Source organism: Rhizobium sp. BK060, from assembly GCF_014193145.1.
Lineage (GTDB): Bacteria > Pseudomonadota > Alphaproteobacteria > Rhizobiales > Rhizobiaceae > Rhizobium.
Genome location: NZ_JACHYW010000010.1, coordinates 199,574 through 219,057, shown reverse-complemented (window position 1 = coordinate 219,057; position 19,484 = coordinate 199,574). Strand labels below are relative to the sequence as shown.

Annotated in this window: 17 protein-coding genes and 5 pseudogenes; 12 read left to right on the top strand and 10 right to left on the bottom strand. The window is 57.3% G+C overall.

Annotated elements, in window-relative coordinates:
* Positions 1–471 precede the first annotated feature (471 nt).
* From FHT71_RS13770 to FHT71_RS13745, 6 genes are all read right to left on the bottom strand, one after another.
* A complete protein-coding gene (locus FHT71_RS13770; protein WP_183720330.1) occupies positions 472–1,137 on the bottom strand; it encodes an HAD family hydrolase in 666 nt (221 codons plus the stop codon).
* Positions 1,138–1,234: 97 nt separating this feature from the next.
* Positions 1,235–2,722, bottom strand: coding sequence for an aldehyde dehydrogenase family protein (locus FHT71_RS13765; protein ID WP_183720327.1), 1,488 nt, complete (start codon positions 2,720–2,722; stop codon positions 1,235–1,237).
* 27 nt (positions 2,723–2,749) lie between these two features.
* Positions 2,750–3,835: an ABC transporter ATP-binding protein gene (locus FHT71_RS13760; protein WP_183720323.1), complete on the bottom strand. Its 1,086-nt coding sequence runs from the start codon at positions 3,833–3,835 to the stop codon at positions 2,750–2,752.
* 11 nt (positions 3,836–3,846) lie between these two features.
* Positions 3,847–4,686 carry a carbohydrate ABC transporter permease gene (locus FHT71_RS13755; RefSeq protein ID WP_183720320.1) on the bottom strand — a complete coding sequence of 280 codons (840 nt, stop codon included), beginning with the start codon at positions 4,684–4,686 and terminating at the stop codon, positions 3,847–3,849.
* A 9-nt stretch (positions 4,687–4,695) separates the two neighbouring features.
* On the bottom strand, positions 4,696–5,643 hold the full coding sequence (locus FHT71_RS13750; protein WP_183720317.1) for a sugar ABC transporter permease: 948 nt from the start codon (positions 5,641–5,643) through the stop codon (positions 4,696–4,698).
* 56 nt (positions 5,644–5,699) lie between these two features.
* Entirely contained in the window at positions 5,700–7,007 is a 1,308-nt protein-coding gene (locus FHT71_RS13745; RefSeq protein WP_183720314.1) for an extracellular solute-binding protein, read from the bottom strand.
* Here FHT71_RS13745 and FHT71_RS13740 point away from each other — a divergent pair.
* The 9 genes from FHT71_RS13740 (at position 7,006) to FHT71_RS31645 (ending at position 14,589) form a co-directional block, all read left to right on the top strand.
* Positions 7,006–8,241: a LacI family DNA-binding transcriptional regulator gene (locus FHT71_RS13740; RefSeq protein ID WP_183720311.1), complete on the top strand. Its 1,236-nt coding sequence runs from the start codon at positions 7,006–7,008 to the stop codon at positions 8,239–8,241. The two genes, FHT71_RS13745 and FHT71_RS13740, sit on opposite strands and share 2 nt — an antisense overlap.
* 79 nt (positions 8,242–8,320) lie before the next feature.
* On the top strand, positions 8,321–9,355 hold the full coding sequence (locus FHT71_RS13735) for a proline racemase family protein (protein WP_183720308.1): 1,035 nt from the start codon (positions 8,321–8,323) through the stop codon (positions 9,353–9,355).
* A gap of 71 nt (positions 9,356–9,426) precedes the next feature.
* Entirely contained in the window at positions 9,427–11,079 is a 1,653-nt protein-coding gene (locus FHT71_RS13730) for a choline dehydrogenase (protein ID WP_183720306.1), read from the top strand.
* 16 nt (positions 11,080–11,095) lie between these two features.
* Positions 11,096–11,602 carry a cupin domain-containing protein gene (locus FHT71_RS13725; protein ID WP_183720303.1) on the top strand — a complete coding sequence of 169 codons (507 nt, stop codon included), beginning with the start codon at positions 11,096–11,098 and terminating at the stop codon, positions 11,600–11,602.
* A 50-nt stretch (positions 11,603–11,652) separates the two neighbouring features.
* Entirely contained in the window at positions 11,653–12,417 is a 765-nt protein-coding gene (locus FHT71_RS13720; protein WP_183720300.1) for an alpha/beta fold hydrolase, read from the top strand.
* Entirely contained in the window at positions 12,410–13,219 is an 810-nt protein-coding gene (locus FHT71_RS13715) for an aspartate dehydrogenase (protein ID WP_183720297.1), read from the top strand. The genes FHT71_RS13720 and FHT71_RS13715 overlap by 8 nt, the downstream gene beginning before the upstream one ends.
* A gap of 11 nt (positions 13,220–13,230) precedes the next feature.
* Positions 13,231–13,983 carry an SDR family oxidoreductase gene (locus FHT71_RS13710; RefSeq protein ID WP_183720294.1) on the top strand — a complete coding sequence of 251 codons (753 nt, stop codon included), beginning with the start codon at positions 13,231–13,233 and terminating at the stop codon, positions 13,981–13,983.
* A 15-nt stretch (positions 13,984–13,998) separates the two neighbouring features.
* Positions 13,999–14,313: an NIPSNAP family protein gene (locus tag FHT71_RS13705; RefSeq protein ID WP_183720291.1), complete on the top strand. Its 315-nt coding sequence runs from the start codon at positions 13,999–14,001 to the stop codon at positions 14,311–14,313.
* A 159-nt stretch (positions 14,314–14,472) separates the two neighbouring features.
* Entirely contained in the window at positions 14,473–14,589 is a 117-nt protein-coding gene (locus tag FHT71_RS31645) for a hypothetical protein (RefSeq protein WP_348649305.1), read from the top strand.
* A gap of 29 nt (positions 14,590–14,618) precedes the next feature.
* Here the strand turns inward: FHT71_RS31645 and FHT71_RS13695 are convergent.
* The 3 pseudogenes from FHT71_RS13695 to FHT71_RS13685 form a co-directional block, all read right to left on the bottom strand.
* Positions 14,619–15,021: pseudogene (locus FHT71_RS13695) on the bottom strand (IS481 family transposase); the annotation flags it as partial.
* A 105-nt stretch (positions 15,022–15,126) separates the two neighbouring features.
* A pseudogene (locus FHT71_RS13690) lies at positions 15,127–15,830 on the bottom strand (aldolase/citrate lyase family protein).
* A 17-nt stretch (positions 15,831–15,847) separates the two neighbouring features.
* A pseudogene (locus tag FHT71_RS13685) lies at positions 15,848–16,381 on the bottom strand (SDR family NAD(P)-dependent oxidoreductase); the annotation flags it as partial.
* A 238-nt stretch (positions 16,382–16,619) separates the two neighbouring features.
* Here FHT71_RS13685 and FHT71_RS13680 point away from each other — a divergent pair.
* Positions 16,620–16,964, top strand: a pseudogene (locus tag FHT71_RS13680) (glutathione S-transferase C-terminal domain-containing protein); the annotation flags it as partial.
* On the opposite strand, the pseudogene FHT71_RS13675 reads toward FHT71_RS13680, so the two are convergent.
* Positions 16,962–17,129, bottom strand: a pseudogene (locus tag FHT71_RS13675) (FAD-dependent oxidoreductase); the annotation flags it as partial. The pseudogenes FHT71_RS13680 and FHT71_RS13675 overlap by 3 nt on opposite strands.
* 378 nt (positions 17,130–17,507) lie before the next feature.
* On the opposite strand from FHT71_RS13675, the gene FHT71_RS13670 reads away from it, so the two are divergent.
* Positions 17,508–18,494 (top strand): cyclase family protein, encoded by a 987-nt coding sequence (locus FHT71_RS13670; RefSeq protein WP_183720288.1) that lies wholly within the window; start codon positions 17,508–17,510, stop codon positions 18,492–18,494.
* An 83-nt stretch (positions 18,495–18,577) separates the two neighbouring features.
* Entirely contained in the window at positions 18,578–19,471 is an 894-nt protein-coding gene (locus FHT71_RS13665; protein ID WP_183720285.1) for a carboxymuconolactone decarboxylase family protein, read from the top strand.
* Positions 19,472–19,484: the final 13 nt, after the last annotated feature.

The following is a 19,484-nucleotide window of genomic DNA, read 5'->3' as shown; positions in this document are numbered from 1 at the left end:
TACCTCGCCTAAGATACGTCGCTAACGACGTCGTTAAGGACGTGTCTTAGGCCATCAAGGCGCTATTCGGCAGGCGGTGCCAATCGGGTGCTTACGGTTCGACAGCATGCGGGCATTTCTTTCCGAAAGCTGCGAGGTCTCTCGTTCTAACGAACGTCTCCTGGAAATAGCACCGAAGGGTGTCTCTAAGGGCGACGGAGCGCGCCGCCTAGCGGCTCACCTCAAACTGGACCGGCAGCATTGCGTCGCGGCCGGGGATGCGGAGAACGGCCTGAGTCTCTTACGTTGGGCTAGCACCGCCGTCACGGTGGGCAACGCGATCACGAGCATCAAGGAGATTTCGGAGTACATTGGCGCGCCGGCAGATGACGGAGGGATGGCGGGGGTGGTGAGATGGCTCCTCGACAGGACCGATCCCATCTCGGCTTCTAACCAAGCGGTTCTCAAGCCGTGATTCCCTTGCATTGAAAGTCAGGTTCGCCATTCGCCCTTTGCGAGATCCGCAATGTTTCTGTACCGCACTACGTCCTGCGGAAAGAAGTCCGGAGCGTCGTCGGCAACGATGGCAAGAAAGGGTATTCCCAGCTCTACCGCAGCGTCGAATTCCGTGCGGGAGTCGCCGATCGCAAGAATCGAATGCGGCGCGTTATGGCCCTGCTCCATAATACGACGAAATTCATCGATCTTCGTCTTGGGCGAGCCCGCAGCCGAGACAAAGAACTGGCTGAGATCCCGGTCTTCTAAGACCGTCAAGAGATCGATTTCCGGCATGCCCGAAACGATATGTAGGGGAAGCCTCCCTCTGAGTACTGCAAGTAGTTCGCGAGCACCTTCGACGAACGGAGCATCGCGCATCCCTTGTTCCACAATCGCCCCGAACCGTTCGCACAGTAGCTCAATGCGGTGAGCGTCAACTCGTCTGCCGAAGACGTGAGCTTCAAAATACTCAAACTTCTGCTTCCGGCCTATGCCGCCGTGGCGCTCTTGGTAGTCGATGACCTGCCGGATTTTCTCTTCGCTCTCGCCCTGGTAGCACAGGGCGAATGCATCGGTCTTGCTTCGCGCTGTATCGAGTATAACCCCGTCGAAATCGAATATGATCGCTTCGGGTAGCTTCTTAAAATCAATCGTCAGCATCTTTGATTCCGGAAAGAGCGCGGGTGGCGGAGACCCGCCACCCGCTATGGCCGCTGTCAGCAAAGCTTCAAGACGGCCGTCGCCCGCCGCTGGGAGGTCAGCTTGCGGTATGAGGCAACGCATGGGCGCGTTTGCCAACTTTTATGAAGATTGACTTGACTTCGGTGTATTCGAGCAAGCCGTCGAGCCCGTTCTCTCGGCCCACACCGCTCTCTTTGTAGCCGCCGAAAGGCATCTGCACCGAGGTCTCGAGGAATGTGTTCACGGAGACCGTGCCGCTCTTCAGTTCACGCGACACCTGGATTGCCTTGTCGATATCTTTGGTCCAGAGCCCGTTGCCAAGACCATAATTGGTGTCATTGGCCAATACGATAGCCTCCGATACCGTTTTGAATGTCGTTACGGCAAGTACGGGTCCGAAAATCTCCTCCCGGAAGATCTTCATCCCAGGTGTGACATTTGAGAAAATGGTTGGAGCTACGTAGTAGCCCCGCCCGAACGGGGCATCGGTTAGCCTGTTTCCGCCCAGTTCAAGTCTTGCGCCCTCATCCAAGCCAGATTGAATGTAGTCAAGGACCTTTTCCATGTGCTGCTCATGGATCAGCGCTCCCAAATCGGCTTCCGGGTCCTCCGGCAGTCCGATTCGGATCCTCTTCGACCGTTCGACAAGTTTAGAAACGAACTCCCCGGCGATCGATTCTTCGATCAGCAGCCGAGTTCCCTGGACGCACTCCTCGCCTTGATTGAGAATGTAACCGAAGAGCACTCCGTCTAGAGCAGCATCGATATCCGCGTCAGCGAACACCACGTTGGCTGCTTTCCCGCCGAGCTCGAGACCAACCCGTTTCATTTGTTCAGCGGCGCGCGCCGCGATGCGCTTGCCTACCGCAGTGGAGCCGGTAAACGAAATCATGTCGACCCCGCGATGCCCTGTCAGCGCCTCCCCCACTGTTTTTCCCGAGCCTGTTACCACGTTGATAACGCCGTCTGGGATACCCGCCTCCTTCGCGAGCGCAGCGATCTCCAGCGTTGTGCTGGAAGTAAGCTCGGACGGCTTTATGACAACGGTACAACCCGCTGCCAGCGCGTATGGAAGCTTTTGGAAAAGCGTAACGAGAGGAAAATTCCACGGGGTAATCATTCCGATGACGCCGCGCGGTTCCCGAACGATCAGGCCAAGGTTGGCATCGCCGGCATGATTGACGAGATCGCTGGGAATCTGCCAGGCAAGAGCTGCCGCGTAACGCGCGAGTTCGATGGACCACTCCGTTTCGCCCCGTCCAAATCGTACTGGCTTGCCGACTTCTTCGGCCTCCATCCTGGCCAGCTTCTCGGTATCGCGGACAAGCAAGTCGATCCACCGCCCAATAGCCTTTCCGCGCTCAGACCCCGGAAGAGCGGACCAGACCGAACGATCGTCGAAGGCCCTTCTCGCAGCCTGAACCGCTAGATCGACTTCTTTCTCTCCGCTATCAGCAAATCGCGCCAGCAGCTCGCCGTTCGCCGGGGATCTACGTTCCACGCTCGACGCGCCTCTTAGCCAGGCCCCTTCAATCCAGTTCCCATAATCGCGGACGTTCGTCATCTTGTCTCCTTCTCGATTTGCTTTTTGTTATTGGCGGACTGCAACATCATCGTTCGCGACTACCCTAAGCAGGTCCGGCGGCGCGATTATGCCGATGCTATCTCCGGCCCTGACCTGCGTTCTGTCAGTTACGATAACGAACCGGATGTCGCCGACACTGACGTAAACATTCGTCGTCTGCCCAAGCGGTTCGACCAGCTCGACAAGGGCTTCGGTCGCACCGGAGCTACCCGGTGCCGTGACAACGAGGTGCTCCGGGCGAATTCCCAGAAGCAATCCTCCGTTCGAGTCCACTACTCGCGAGGCGAATGCACGCTCCTCCTCGCTGAGCGAGTGGGCGAAGGCTGGAATGACGCATGTAACGGCCGCGCCCTGCTTAAGCGTTGCGGGAAACAGATTCATAGGCGGGGAGCCGATGAACTCGGCGACAAACCGCGTTTTAGGACGATCGTAGACCTCGAGTGGCGAGGCGACCTGAACCATGTTTCCCTTGCTCATGACTGCAATTCGATCAGCCATCGCCATCGCTTCAATCTGGTCATGAGTGACGTAGATCGTCGTGATCCCCAGGCTGGTCACGAGCTTCTTGATCTCGGTGCGCATGACGGCTCGCAGTTTCGCGTCGAGATTGGAAAGGGGCTCATCCATAAGAAAGACTTTAGGATTTCGGACCAACGCTCGCGCGAGGGAAACGCGCTGACGTTGGCCGCCGGAAAGCTGCGAAGGCTTGCGCTGCAGATATTCGTGCAAACCTAGCTTCTCGGCGGTTTCCTCCACTTTTCGCCTACGGCTCCGTTCATCTACCTTGCGGATCCTAAGCGGAAACTCAATGTTCTTGAACACGGTCATATTGGGGTAGAGGCCGTAATCTTGAAATGCCATGGCGATGTCGCGGTGGCGCGGCTCGGCGTAGGTCATGTCCGCGCCATTGATGCTGATACGTCCGGAGGTGGGGAGCTCAAGCCCCGCAACCATTCTCAACGTGGTCGTCTTGCCGCAGCCCGACGGACCGAGCATACAGAAGAACTCGCCGTCCTTGATGTCGACAGACACGCCGTTCACGACCTTGAGTGGTCCGAACTGCTTGGTAACTGTATCGATATGAATAGCCATATTGGGGCTCCTTAACCTTTGACCGCGCCTAGTGTCAGCCCTCGGACAAGGTACCGTTGCATTAGGAGGACGAGGACGACTACCGGGAGCGACATCACGACTCCAGCGGCCGAGGCGAGACCCCAGGCAATAGCCTTGGGCTTAATTGCATTGGCTGCGATCACCGGAAGTGTCTTAGCCTCCTGGGACGTCAGCATGCTTGCAAGCAGGAATTCGTTCCAAGCAAACATAAAGACAATGACCATCGTAGCCGCCAAACCCGGAAGTAGGAGCGGCAGCGTAACGCGCCAGAAGGTTTCGAACCTGCTGCAGCCGTCGATCATTGCGGCCTCCTCGATGGACTGGGGGATGTCCTGGATGAACACCCGCATGACCCAGACGACGAAAGGCAAGCCCGATAGCGCATAGGCGGCGGTCAGAAGCCACGGCGTGTCGAAAACACCCAGTTGGCGAGCGATGATGAACATCGGAATCACCGACACGATAGGGGGCAGCATTCGAATTGAAAGGATTTCGAACGCAAGGAACTCCTTCCCTTTTAGTGGGAAGCGAGCGAGTGCGTAGGCTGCCATCGTACCTGCGGCCATGGCTACACACGTTGACAAGCCTACGATCAAGGCGCTGTTGACCAGCGCATCCCAGGCGTTCAACTCCGTAAACAGCTGCTTGTAGTTGTCGAGAACCGGCGTAAACGACCAGACCGGAGGAAAGGCCGAAATGTCGACCTCTGACTTGAAGGATGACGAGGCCATCCAGTAGATGGGAAACGCGAAGAATGCCGCGGCCGCGATAGCTGTCAGGTACGCGGCCGAGTCGCCGACGCCTTTTTTTATCAGTCTTACATTGGGCATCTCACGCTCCTATCGGCTTTCTTTGTCAGCAACCAACTTGAGAAAGCCGGTCACGTTAACGAAGACGATGACGATCAGGAGGATGATGACGAGGGCGATCCAAGAAAGCGCCGAGCCATATCCAAGATCGAAAATTCGGAAGTTCACGCGTTGCAGATACACGCTTAGCAAGTCGGTCGCGAAATCGGGCCCGCCCCGCGTGATTATGTAAACCGTGTCGTAAGTTCTGAATGCGTCAACGATGCGCAGCAACGTGGCGATTACAATGACAGGCTTCAGCATCGGGAGGGTTACGTTGAGGAAGGTGCTTACATGACCCGCACCATCGATCTGCGCGGCCTCGAACGGGCTGCGCGGTAGCGATCGGAGTCCCGCGAATATGATAATGAACATGAACGGGGTCCATTGCCAGACGTCGACAAGGATGACGGACGCGAGAGCTCCGCTAGGCGATCCCGCCCAGGCAAGGCCGGGGAAACCGATCAACGACAACAGGTAGTTCAATATCCCTAGATCGGGCATCATCATCGTGCGCCAAACGATGCCGACCGCGATTGGTGTTATCAGCATCGGGATAAGGAGGAACGTACGCAAGAACAAGAACCCTGGCCTGTTCCGATTGAAAAGAAGCGCAAGCAGAACCGCCAGCGTCAGTGAAGCGGTTACGCTGATGGCGGTGAACAAAAGCGTCAGACCGACGGAGTGCCAGAATTGGCCGTCACTGAACGCCCGCGCGTAGTTCCCGAATCCAATCAACGAATAGCTGGTGCCGAAGGTCGGATTGTAGTTAGTCAGCGAAATGTAAAGCGAGTGTAGCAGCGGGTACAGGCCCACAACGTTCATTATAATGAGCGTAGGCGCAAGAAGCAGGCGGGGAACGTTCTTTTCCCCTGCCCTGACCGCTTTCGTCGCACTCAGCGCTGATGGAGGCATCGCGATCGAGCCAGCCTTAGCCATATAGGTTTACCTCATAAATGAGTCACGGCGCGATGCGCCGTGACTGGGATGAGTGACTACGAACGGATCACGGATGCCAGAGCCTTCTCGGCGTCTTCCATTGCTTCCTGCGGAGCTTTACGTCCATTGACCCCGGCGAGAATGTTCTCGTACAGGATACGCTGAACTTCGACCGCGTTGGTCAGGCGGTAAGGAGGAATACTGACGGACGTTGTGCCTCTGGCCTTGAAATCACGGAACGCCTGCAGCATCGGCACTTTCGCAAGGACTTCGTCGCTGTCGATGTCAGATTGCAGGCACAGCGAGGACTCGCCGCCTTCGCGGAAGAGCTTGTATGCCTCTCCATCGCTCATCCATTTCAGGAACTTGTATGCTTCCACCTTGTTCTCGGAAGCCGCATTGATGAGAATCGACCACCCGCCGATCATCTGCTGCTGATATTTTTCGGTCGGGGAAACCGTATATCCGAATTTGCCTTTGTTAGGTCCATCCTCGATCCCAACGATAACGTCGGACCAGGTTACCATCATTGCCGCCTTGCCCTGTTGCATGGCGGAGGAGCCTTCCGCGTAGTCGAAGCCGTCTACACCTTTCGGGCAGAACGGCAACACTTCGCGAAGGCGTTCGATTGCGCGCGCACCTTGGCCTTCCGAATTGAAAACCATCTTGTTGTTGTCGTCGAGAACGCCGTCGTCCTGAGGCTCGATCTTTGTCATGCCCATGAGGCGGCTTCCCCAGTCACCACTGGCGTGGGCATCCTGACCGCCAAGCATCAATACATTCCCGGCGACTTCATCGGAGTGCAACTTCTGAGCGGCATCACGATACTCGTCCCAAGTTTCGGGAACCTTGGTGATGCCCGCCTTCTCGAAAAGGTCCTTTCGGTACACGAATACCGGGGTGGTCATCACCAATGGAAGACCCCATCGCTTGCCCTCGAATTCGGTGTAGGTCGTCGAAGCCGCGGCAAGCTTCCCTACAGATATTTCCGGTAGAGACGGATCTTTAGCGCGTATGTCTTCGAAAGCGCTTGCCCAACCGTTGCGGAGCGGCTGGCGGATCCAGAGGTTATCGGTGGTGAAGATATCGAACGTGCTCGATCCCTGGCTCAGTTCGATCAGTAGCTTTTCGTAATGGGCTTCGTATGGGTTGGATTCGCCGGTCACCTTAGCGGCATTGTAGGCCTTGGCGACGCTATCTGTGAGGACGTTCGACCACGCTACGTTGCTGTTTAGAATATTGATGCCAGTCGCCGCCGCAACGCTACGGCCTGCCGGAAGTAGCGCGTAAGCCGCAGCGCCCGCCGCGAGCGTTCTCATCAATGCACGGCGCGATAATTCGCTAGAAAGTGGGCCTTGCTTCATGACAGTTCCCTCATTTTTCGTGGATTTACCCAGTCATTTTGACAATCTTCGAGTAAACGTTTACACAGAAACACTCGCGTTTAGCTTTGTCAATCCGGTTTTTGTGGACGCCTTAGGCTTGGAGAAATATAAAACGATTAGGGTCGAGCACCTTGTGCCATCCAATATGCAGGAGTCGCGAACCAGAATGAAGAAAACGCAAGAAAGCCCGCGCCGTGCGACGATTCATGATGTGGCCAAGTCAGCACAGGTATCCATTGCGACCGTGTCGCGCGTCCTCAACAAGCCGGACAACGTGAACCGCGATATGTATAAGCGCGTGATGGAGGCGGCCTTCCAGCTCGGTTACACGACCAATTCCGCGGGCAAGGCGCTGAAGATGGCGCGAACACGAACGATCGGCACATTGCTTCCCCGCTTGGACGATCCGATCTTCTCCGAGATAGCGCATGGCGTGCAGGAAGTACTGTACGCCCACGATTACGTCGGCTTCTTGCAGACGTCCGGCTACGACAACAGCAAGATCTTCGATGCCGTCTTCAAGCTCTTGAACCGCGGAGCCGAGGGGCTACTTGTATTCGGGAGAATAGATGACAAGCAACTCCTTGACTTTGCTAAAAAAAATCACGTTCCCATCATTCAGATCTACTCATATCTCGAGGGCAATGCGCTGCCATCTGTGGGGATCGATAACTATGACTCCTGCCGGAAGGTGGGCGAACTCATGCTACAACTCGGGCACCGCAATATCGCGTTGATCTCCGGACCGACGAAAGGCAACGATCGTCAACAGTCGCGCTTGAGCGCGTACGAAGACCTGATGCGCGCCCATGACCTCAAGACGACTGTTCAGGTCGTTCAGCCGGGTTACTCGATCAACGACGCGGGACAGGCGTTCAGGCGTATAATGGAACAAAGCCCTTCAACGACCGCTGTCATGTGCAACACTAACCTGCTGGCGTGCGGCGTGCTTGCCGAATGCAGGAAGATGGGGATCTCCGTTCCGTCGGACATATCGGTGTCAGGCTTTGAAGATGTTAGCTTCGCGCCCTTGCTTTACAGGCCGCTCACGACGCTCTCTGTTCCTTCCGGCGATATGGGCCGCTACGCTGCAAGAGCGATGATCGCGCACCTCGAAGAGGGCCAGACGCTGACCTCGATGCAGTTCGACACCAGCCTCATTGTAAGGGAGTCTATCTCGAAGGCACCAGGTGGCTCAAACAGAGCCGCTTGACGGTTTTCGAGAAAACGTTTACTCGTCTTGGTCGCTGCATGTATGGGTGATGCGCCCGGCGACCTAGAGGTGACGAGAAATGCGTTTCAGCAAAATGGTGACAGTCGTAGGCGCACACGCGGCTGGCGAGCTCAACGAGGTCATCACTGGCGGCGTTCTGCCTCCTCCGGGAGACACGATGTTCCAGAAGATGCAATATCTGGAAAAGCACGGCGACGAACTCCGGCAGTTTCTCCTCCACGAACCGCGCGGCAAGGTTACGCAATGCGTGAATCTCATCGTTCCGCCCACACGCGCCGACGCGGACGCGGGGTTCATCATCATGGAGTCGGAGTATTACGTGCCGATGTCCGGCACAAACACAATCTGCACTGCAACGGTATTGCTCGAGACCGGGATGGTACCGATGGTCGAACCGGTCACGGTACTTCACCTCGAAGCGCCAGCGGGCCTTGTCGAGGTAAGGGCTGACTGCAAGGAAGGGAAAGTACTGGGAGTGACGTTCTCGAACGTTCCGTCGTTCGTAATAGCTCTGGACAAGCCCGTGGAGGTCCCCGGTGTTGGAACGGTATCGGTGGACGTCGCATACGGCGGAATGATCTATGCCTTGGTCGACGCCACGGACCTCGGATACTCCCTGTCGCAAGACGAAGCTGCAGAACTTGTCGAGGTGGGCGAGAAGATAAAGCTGGCAGCGGCCGAACAAGTTCCGGCCGTTCACCCGGAAAATCCGGAAATACACACGATCAATCAAACGCTCTTCGCCGGCCCCATCCGGGTCGAGGGTGGCCTTAAGCGGTCGAAGAACACGGTCATCGTGTCACCCGGTAGGCATGATCGCTCGCCATGCGGTACGGGTACAAGCGCTCGTCTTGCTGTGATGCACGCCAAGGGCTTGATCGGCGTCGGAGAGAAGTTCGTTCACGAGTCGATCATCAACACCGAGTTCATTGGCGAGATCACCGAGACAACGTCCGTGGCAGGCCGCGCGGCAATTCGGCCGGCGATAACGGGAACTGCGTGGATATCCGCCTTCCACCAGTATGTTCTTGATCCAACCGATCCGTTCCCTACGGGCTACAGGCTCGGCGACACCTGGAAGATCCAGGATTAGAAAACATCGGTCGGGCCAATAGAGGTCCGATTCTCAATGCCCACGGTGTGGTTCTGAAAAGGTGAATTCGAATGGGGAAGATATCGGCAGCGCCGTCTCGCTCTACGTACGATTACGTGATCATCGGCTCTGGTTCTGCAGGTAGCGTGCTTGCGGGGAGGCTTGCGGAAGATGGAAAGAACACCGTACTCCTTCTCGAGGCGGGACCGTCGGATCAACACATCCACATCCGTATGCCCGCGGCGCTTCCGTTGCCCTTGGCTAACGACCGATTCAATTGGTTCTACAATTCCGAGCCAGAGCCGCACCTTAATAACCGTATCATCCTGGAGGCACGTGGACGCGTCCTGGGGGGCTCGTCATCGATCAACGGTATGAACTGGGTCCGGGGCAGTCCGTGGGACTATGACAACTGGGCGTCAATGGGCCTCGAAGGCTGGAGCTACAAGGACGTCCTCCCCTATTTCCGCCGGGCTGAGACCTCAGACAAAGGAAGCAACACATATCGCGGTGGGAAAGGTCCGATGAAGATCGAGACCTGCAAAGCAGACAGTCCGCTGTACCGCGCCTTCCTGAAAGCGGGGGAGCAAGCCGGCTATAAGTACATTGATGACCACAATGCCTATCGCCAGGAAGGAATGCACATCACTCAGCGAAACGTGGGGAATGGCATCCGGTGGAGCTCGTCGCAAGCGTACATCCACGCGCAGCCTCCTCAGCCCAATCTCGACGTTGTGGTCAAGGCGAAGGTCCTCAAAATCGAATTCGATGCGAAGCGTGCCGTCCGCGTCCGCGCTCGGATCGACGGGAAGCATTTTCCTGTCAATGTGGGAAAGGAAGTCCTACTGGCAGCTGGAGCTATCAATTCTCCACAATTGTTGATGCTTTCCGGAATCGGCGATGCGGAGGAACTTCGTAAACTTTCGATCCCGGTCGTTGCCGATCTCCCTGGTGTCGGCCGCGGACTGAAGGATCACGTGGCGGCTCCCGTCCAGTATCGCGCGACAAAGCCCGTCTCCGTTGTCAGCAAGCTGTCGCGGTTTGGGCGGTTAAAGCTCGGGCTTCAGTGGCTCGTGGCGAAGAAGGGTCTTGGCGCGACCAACTTCTTTGAGGTCGGTGGCTTTTTGCGCACGAACAATAAGCACCCGGTGCCCAATGTACAGTTGGAGTTCGTCCCGCTGATTGGCGAGATGCAACATGGCAGCGTGGCCCTTGAGAACGGCTTCCAGTATTTCTTCAGTCTGATGAGGCCAAGAAGCGAAGGAAGGGTCTGGCTTTCCAGCGCGGACCCAGATGTCGCCCCCAAGTTCGTCTTCAACTTCCTGGAGAACGAGGAGGACAGAAAAGAGGCGATCGAGGCCGTCAGAGCCATTCGTCACATTGTGGCGCAGAAAGCCTGGGACGAAGTCCGCGGCGAGGAGGTGACGCCAGGCAAAGCAGCCCAGTCCGATGAAGATATCCTGGCTTTTCTGCGCAAGGAAGCGGGAACCAACTATCATCCCTGCTGCACGTGCCGGATGGGCAACGACAAAATGGCGGTTGTCGATGCACACGCGAAGGTCCACGGCATCGATAACCTCCGGGTAATCGACGCGTCGATCATGCCAACGATCGTGAGCGGCAATCTCAACGCCCCAGTCATCATGATGGCCGAGAAATTGGCAGACGATATCCTCAGGAAGAGGATGCCTTCTGAGCCTGCTGAATATTATCTGCCCGCGTAGACCGGAGACCCTGAAAATGACGGATACTGCCCCCGAAAAAGGCGACATGCTCATACTTAGGCCTCAGGAAGGCAAGAACTTCTGGCAACCAGTGCCCGCTAACGGGCACATCTCGGTCAGGATCGCTCCGGGAATAGTGAACGTGGAAACGCCGTTCAGCCTCGGCACGCAGACGCTTCCTCCACAAGGTTGTGTAAGGGAGCACGCCCACCCGATCCACGACGAAGTCCTGCACTTTATCTCCGGCCGCGGGAAAGCCGTGGTCGAGGGCGTTGAATATGATGCGGAGCCAGGCGTCACAATCTTCGTTGGACGAAACCGCAGGCACAAATTCATCAATACCAGCACGGACCAAGAACTTCATTGGCTATGGTTCATTCAGCCCAATGGTCTTGAAGACTTCTTCGAGCAAATTGGTCGACCGATGGAGCCGGGTCAGCCCGATCCGACCCCGTTTCCCCGGCCTGACAACGTACTCGAGATCGAACAGCAGACTGCCTTTTCGGCTGGAAGCAAGGAATAGACCCTAGAAGGTTACAAATGCCTACTTTGATGGCATCAGATGGATGTCGGGTGACATACGATGTTTCCGGCGCTGGCGAAGCAATGCTTCTTATTCCCGGGCTCGGCGGCTCAGCCTCGTTCTGGAATGCCGTCGCCGCACGGCTGATCGACAATTATACAGTTATCCGCTTTGATCATAGAGGCACCGGTCGAAGCGACCGCCCGAATTTCAAAGGCAGCATCTCTCGGATCGCGCAAGACGCGAGGGAACTGCTAGGAGCAGTGGGGCACTCCAGTGCAACGATCGTCGGCCATTCGACGGGTGGAATGGTAGCTCAGTATCTCGCCCTGGACCACCCGGATACCGTTGCCCGTCTCGTGATCAGCGGCAGCTGGGAACAGCCGGATGCGCGATTTCGAGCGATGTTCGAGGCCCGGCTCCGGGTCTTGCTTGACGCCGGGCCACAAACCTACCAGACGCTGACGCACGCACTCGGCTACCCCGCCGCATACCTCGAAGATAATCGCCAAGACCTCCTCAGAACCGTTGAGGGTGCAGAAGCGGCGCTATCACCGCTCTCCGTCGCGGCAGGCAGAATCGAGATGTTGCTATCCGACCATCGCGCGTCGGAACTCGCTTCAATTCGTGCCCCGACGCTGATCATCGGCGCTACCGATGACGCGCTCGTGCCCTTCTACCACTCGCAGCGTCTTGCAACGCTCATTCCGAGCGCTCGCTTGGAGGCCTTGGACGGAGCTCATTTTTTCCCGAAGGTTCACCCGGACCGGTTCGTCAAAATCGTCCGGCAATTTGTGGAGTGCGCAGATGGTTGACGATCCGAAGAAGATCGCCGTTATCGGTTTCGGCGCGATGGCGCAAAGCTTGCTGGCGTCGCTCCGCCGGTCCAATTCGCGACTCGAAATCGGCGCAGCTTTGCTGCCCACGGAATTTAGAAATGGAACCGAGGATCAGCACGAGATCACTCTCCTCAGCTCTGCGGACGAACTGATCGCCTGGAAACCGTCTTTGGTGGTGGAATGCGCGGGACATCAAGCGGTACACACCTTGGTACCAGCGGTTCTGGAAGCGGGTGTAGATGTCGTTGTGGTTTCCATCGGCAGTCTTGCTGATCCGGGACTGTTGGAACGGCTTGAAGAATCCGCCAGACGAGGCAAAAGCCGAATGACCGTGGCGTCGGGAGCCGTTGGCGGCCTTGACGTCCTGAGATCAGCGAAGATCGCAGGGCTTGACGATGTTTCCTACACGGGGAGCAAGCCCCCGGGTGCCTGGAAGGGAACTCCTGCCGAGGAGGCTTTTGATCTAGGCTCCTTGCGCGAGAATACCGTAATCTTCGACGGGACTGCTGCAGACGCAGCGAGGCTCTACCCCAAGAACGCCAATGTCACGGCAGCCATCGCGCTTGCGGGAATCGGATTCGACGAAACCAAAGTCACCCTCACTGCTGACCCGGCTTCCTCGAGCAACATCCATCGTGTCCAGGCGAGTGGTGCCTTCGGCCGCTTTTCGATCACGCTTGAGAACCGTCCGCTTCCCGACAATCCTAAAACTTCGTGGCTTGCGGCGCTGAGCGTCGAGCAAAGCATCGTACGCCACTTCCAGAACATCGAGCTTTAAGGAACCTAGCCATGCGTCTTTCCGACAAAGTTGCAATCATCACCGGCGCGGGTGCCGGTATCGGTGCCGCCACTGCTGAATTATTCGTAAACGAAGGGGCCCGCGTCGTGGTGGCAGACTACAACGCGGACGCTGTTGAAGAGGTGGTGGCCAAACTGGGCTCGAACGCAGTGGGCTGCAAGGTGGACGTCCGCGACAGCACTGAAGTGAAGGCGATGGTTGATCTCGCTGTAAGCAAATTCGGCGGCCTGGACATTATCGTGAACAACGCTGGCCGTGGCTGCCTTGGGACCGTCGAAACCATTCAAGAAGACGATTGGGACGAGATTATCGCCGTCAACCTGAAGGGCGTCTATTTGTGCTCGAAACATGCGGTCCCCGCAATTCGAGCCCGAGGCGGCGGCTCCATCGTCAACACCGCCTCGAACATCGTACAATTCGCGATCAAAGACCGTGCCGCATATGTCGCGGCGAAAGGCGGCGTTGCGGCCCTCACCCGTGCGATGGCTCTCGACCATTCAGTCGACAACATCCGCGTGAACTCTGTCGCACCGGGCGTCATCTGGTCAAATTACTACAACAAAATGCTCACACAAGTCCCGGATCCCGACGCCTTTGTGAACGGCCTGAAGGCACGCGCTCCGATGGGGCGTTACGGGGAGCCACTAGATATCGCGAATGCCATTTTGTATCTCGCCTGCGATGAGTCGCGCTTTGCAACCGGATCGATGTTGACCGTCGACGGTGGCGCGGCAGCCTGGTGATCGTGGAGACGAGCGATGATCATCGAAGAGCGGGACTACAGAATCCGGGCCGGTTATCTCTCCGAATTTCTCGACAAATATCGGGAGTTAGGTCTTCCGGTCCAGCAGGAACACCTGGGGGATCCACACGCATTCTTTACGTCGGAGATCGGCGAACTCAATCACGTAGTATCGATGTGGCGCTACGCCGACCTCGCGGAACGCGCATCGAAGCGGTCCAGAATGCTGAGCGATCCTCGGTGGCCCGGCTATCTGAACAGCATCAAAGGGCTGATCGATGTTCAAAACATTAGAATACTCTCGCCAACCGCGTTTTCCCCCCTCAAATGAGCGAGGAATAATTTCACATAAAGGCGTTCAAAGAGGTGATTGCCATGTCGCACGCCGGCGCCCTAGCTGCGATGAGTGGGGGTTGTAGCCGAGGCCTTGTCCATTAACGTCCGCAGTGCCTCCTAATTGTCCAGCGGTGAGACAGTTGCGAGTGTTCGCATGGACGGTGCGAAGTATCTAAGCATGCGTGCAGCCCGGGCAAAAGCACGAACGGCAGCCTCTATTAACAATGCCACGGGATCGATGGCTTTCGAGTTCGGCACTTCCGCTGGATAGCTTCACAGGGCGGCGCGACACCCTACCGGGTTGATGGCAACAAACAAGTGTAACTTGTCCTGTTCGGTGCGCACCTCGGCAATGTCGTTGAACTTCTTTTTCCGGCCTGTCGCCGTCGATATCCGGCAGGCGGCCGATGTCGTGGCGCAGCAGGCTGCGGTGCAGCGACGACCGCGTAAGATGCGGGATTGTCGGCTGCAATGCATAGAGGCAGTCATCGACCGCCTCCTCCTCGACGGAGAGCACCGTCGATCTCGGCTCCTTCGGGCCGGTCGGAAGATCAGCCACCGAGGGCCGTTTCCGCCACTTGGCGACGGTCTTCTGATTGATTCCTTAACGTTTCGAAAGCGTCCTCAGGCTCTCTTGACCATGTTATATCGCTCGACGGACTGCCTCTGTCGTCGTGGCGCTCCCATGAAGAACCTGGCCCATAGCGCATTCTTTGATTCGGAAGACAAAGATGCCCCATCAAAGCCTGGGATCAAACATCCAGTGCACCCATCCTCGTTCAGCAGGGGCCGCCAGGAAGGTGCCCGATCAGTCCGAAGCTAGGGCGCTCTTCACCGCATTCACCCCTCGGCGGAGGAACGGGTCGGAATGGACATAGAAGAATTGAACGCCATCGTCTCGCCGTTGGGGAATTTCTTCCAGGGTGGTGAGTGTACCAGCCACTTTGCCTGCAGAACGGATTTTCCTGACGGCTTCCGCCACCTTCTCCCTTATCTCGAGCGGGCGCGGCTCGCCGAAGGGGGGAGCCGGCGGAAAGCCCATGTTCTGTGAGAGGTCACCGGTCCGATAAAGAAGACATCGATCCCCTCCACCTTGACGATCTCATTGAGATTGTCGATCGCCTCGACGGTCTCGATCATCGCAATGATCAGGCGTTTTTCATAGTCCGCCGGCAGCGCGTATCGGGCCGCATCGACGATGGCGCGCGCCTCATCGGCATTGTCCACCATCGGCACCATGATCCCATCGGCCCCGGCGTTCAGATACCGGATGATGATCGGCTGCTCGTGGGAGTGAGGACGGATGATCGCGGCGCCGCCTACGGAGCGAACGATCTGGGAGGTTTCGCGAACGTCCTCGAAACTCCAAGTGCCATGCTCGCAGTCGACAAAGACCGAGTCTGCGCCGAGTTCGACCAGGCGGGCGGCAATGCCCGAGGAGGAGTGGTGCGGCGTGAACATGGTTATCGGTTCGCCGGCTTGAAGCCGGGCGCGCAATTTTGCACCGTTCATGATGTGTTTCCTCCTGATTATTTCTTTGGCAAGTCCGGGGTGTCGGCCGGTGCGCCCACCCAGCGGGCGATCTCAATATCGGCGGCCGTATCGCGCATGAAGGTCGGGCAGATATGCAGCTCCGGGATGACCGCGCCCTTCTGCAGGCTGGCGCAGAGCGCGATCGCTCTGGCGACATCATGCGGGTTCAGCATGACGGCGCGCTCGCTCTCAAGCGGTGGCCGCGCCCTGTTGTTCATGATCGGCGTGTCCGTCTCGCCGGGCAGGATGGTGGTCGCCCGAATGCCCTGGTTTCTGTAAGTATTGTGCAGGAAGGTCATGAAGTTCTTCACGCCGGCCTTGGCAGCGCCATAGGCCGCGCCGCCAAGGAGATTCGGATTGAGCGCGGCAAGCGAGGAGACGGTGATGATCGTCCCTTCGCCCTTTGCGATCATATCGGGAAGAACCGCCTGGGTGAGATTGAAAACCGCCGTCAGATTGACGTTGACGGTCGAATTCCATTCTTCCTCGCTGAGGAACCGGGCATTCAGCACCTTGCTGGCGCTGCCCGCATAAAAACGCGGCGTGATAGCGCTGGACCTCGACAAAAGCAGCAAGATTGTTCGCTTTACGACCGTTTGGGATAACAGCCAGATGAAGGATGATAATTACCGTGCGCTGGCGGCCTCCACCGCTCCGTGAGCGACGAGCAAGGATCCGGCTTTAACCACAGGCAGATGGCGCCGCCGCGACGCCATCTGCCCGCCCAACAAGATTTGAGAGAGATAAAGAATGTCCAAGCCTAAATTCTATGCTCCCATGCGTATTCAGAACGCGATCTATCGGTTCTCCATGGAGGTTAAACGTCAGCTTGACGTTCTTGACCGGCATCTGGCGGACCATCATTTCATGTCCGGTGATGAGTATTCTATCGCCGATATTGCGATCTGGCCCTGGTATGGAAATCTGGCACAGGGCAACGCATGCGGCGATGCGGGCATCTTTCTGAACGTTCAAAGCTACAGCAATTTGCAGCGCTGGACAGCGGAGATAGCCGACCGGCCCGCCGTCAAACGTGGCAGATGAGTGAACCGCGTTTACGGTGAGCCGTCAGAACGGTTGCACGAGCGTCACGATGCGTGGGACTTCGACTGACAGGATGTGGGCGCCGACCTCAGCACCCTTCTCCAGCACGACGACGGAGACGTCCGGGTTGACCTGCTTCAGGCGAATGGCCGCCGAAAGACCGGCAGGTCCGCCGCCGACAATCACCACGTCGAATTCCATGCTTTCGCGCGGCGTGTCATCTGGATTGGTCATCATCGCTTTACGCTCGCCCTTTCCAGGCCCCTGTTGATTTTGAGTTCTCGTAACCGGGTCCGCTTCGGTAGAACGAAGGGGCAACAGTAAGATGCCCTGCCCGCCTTTCGGCCACGTGGTGGTTTCTCCCATTTCACCAGCAGTTGATACGGGTATCTGCCTTCCGAACCCTTCGTCACTCTGCTCGGCCAGACGGGTCTGCTCTCCCCCTGGCGTGCCCTAGCTCGTTGGCGTCGTGCTTTCTGAGACGGGTGCTGTCATTGAAGAATTTGCGTCAGATGGGACGCTGTCTTTACAACTGGGACAATCATGCTATATCGTCCCGACGTCTGCTGAGGAATGGAGCGGACAGGACCGGATTTACGCAAGGAGGACCAATTGACTCATCTCAAGACCAGCGAATCGCTGCCGTCCTACGCGGAGCTGAAGGCGCGTACCGACGCTCCTGCCGGTTCGGCCTGGGGACTATTCGGCGCAGATGATCAGATCGGCACGGTCAACCTGCTCACGGAAAGCGTCGCTGCGGATGCCGCCAGCCTGGTCCGCAAAGGCGCCTCGTTCGGCCTGGACTACGAACTGAATGCGTTCAAGCCGCCCGTCTCGCCTTTTCGAAAAGCGCTGGTCCATTGCGAAGTATGCCGGCTGGATGGGCAAGTGCATGACGATTATATCAATGACTTTTTCCCCCAGGCTGGGTCCCATATTGATGGCCTGCGCCATCATAAACATAGCGTCCACGGGTTTTACAACAACGTCAACGAATTTCTGGTCGGCTCGGGCACGCCAGATCTTGGCGTCCAGCAAATCGGTCGCCGCGGCATGGTTGGACGGGGGGTGTTGGTTGATATCTCCCGTTACCGCCTGTCGGTCGGTCGTCCACTCGATCTAAACACGGGTGATCCGATCAGCCTTGCTGACGTTGAAGGCGCTGTACAATCCCAGGGACTGTCGTTCAAAACAGGCGACATCCTTCTGTTGCATACCGGTTGGGCAGAGCATTTCCTCAGTCTGTCGTCGAGAGATCAGGAAGAGTTGATTGAAAAGAGAACTTTTTGCGGCCTCTCGCAAAGCGAGGAAATGCTCGCGTGGCTTTGGAACAATCATTTTTCCGTGGTCGCCAGCGACACCGTCGCCGTCGAAGTGATGCCAACCGTGTCGACCTCTCCGTTTGATAGAAATGTGCGCGGCATGATGCATCCCGATTTGATCGCGCTGCTTGGCTTCTGTCTCGGTGAAATGTGGAAACTCGATGACCTCGCGCGCGATTGCGCAGCCGACAAGGTCTACGAGTGCATGGTCGCCTCCAAGCCGCTCACCCTGGTGGGCGGCGTCGGTTCGCCATGCAACGCGGTCGCGATCAAGTAGATATCGCAATCTGCAGCCGACCAAGACCACTCCGGTTCACCGAATGAGTGACACCCCAGATATCGTAGAACAAGGATCAGACCATGCCCATCAATACCGTAAACTTCGACGGAGAATCCTCTATCGAGAAGATGCTGTCGATCGTCGAGCGCTTCCAACCCGGCATTCGCGGGCGTTTCGAAAGCCGTCGCCAGATCGACGCGGCCTTTGCCGAAGCCTCATTGCGTTACGCCGCGCGGCTCTTTGGCCGGACCACCCTCGATACCCGCACAAGGCTGTTGGTGATGATAGGCCAGTATACGATGAGCCGTCGCCACCCACGTCTGAGGGAGACAATCATTGCGGCGTGTGAGCAGCGGCTTGACCTTCGCGAAGTTCTTGAAGTCATGTTCCAATGCTCGATCTACGGCGGTGAATCCATTGTCGACGAGCCACTCTCGATCTTTACGGAAGAACTCAATGCACGTGGTCTGCTGGATGAGGTTGCGACGCGAAGCCTGCGGACCGGGCAACGCGAAACCGAGCGTAGCCTCGAAGACGAACGCAAGACCTGGCATCCTGAAGATTCAGCCGATCCGCGCGCCGATGAGCTGATGAGCAAGTACGGATGGCCGGGCATTAGCATCGCTCTTGCGCTGCGTCCGCGCCACACGCTCAACAATGCCACGTTTATCGGCGGCCTCGACGAGGCGTTTGCCGAAGCGTTTTACGATTTCGGATATAGCGATATGTATGGCCGGCAAATCCTCGACCACAAAACCCGCCTGCTTTGCATGGTCGGCAACACGTTGGCGATCGGCGAGATTGTCCAGACCCGGCATCATATGAGAACGGCCATGAAGCAAGGCGCCTCGCCGCGTGAAGTGCTGGAAGTTCTGTTCCAGTCTGTTGTGGTGGTGGGTCACCCGAACATCGTTCCCGAGCGCTTCCGCGATCTCGTCAATATCATCGAAGAAGAGACCGGCGCTGGACTTTAAGAGATCGGTGCTT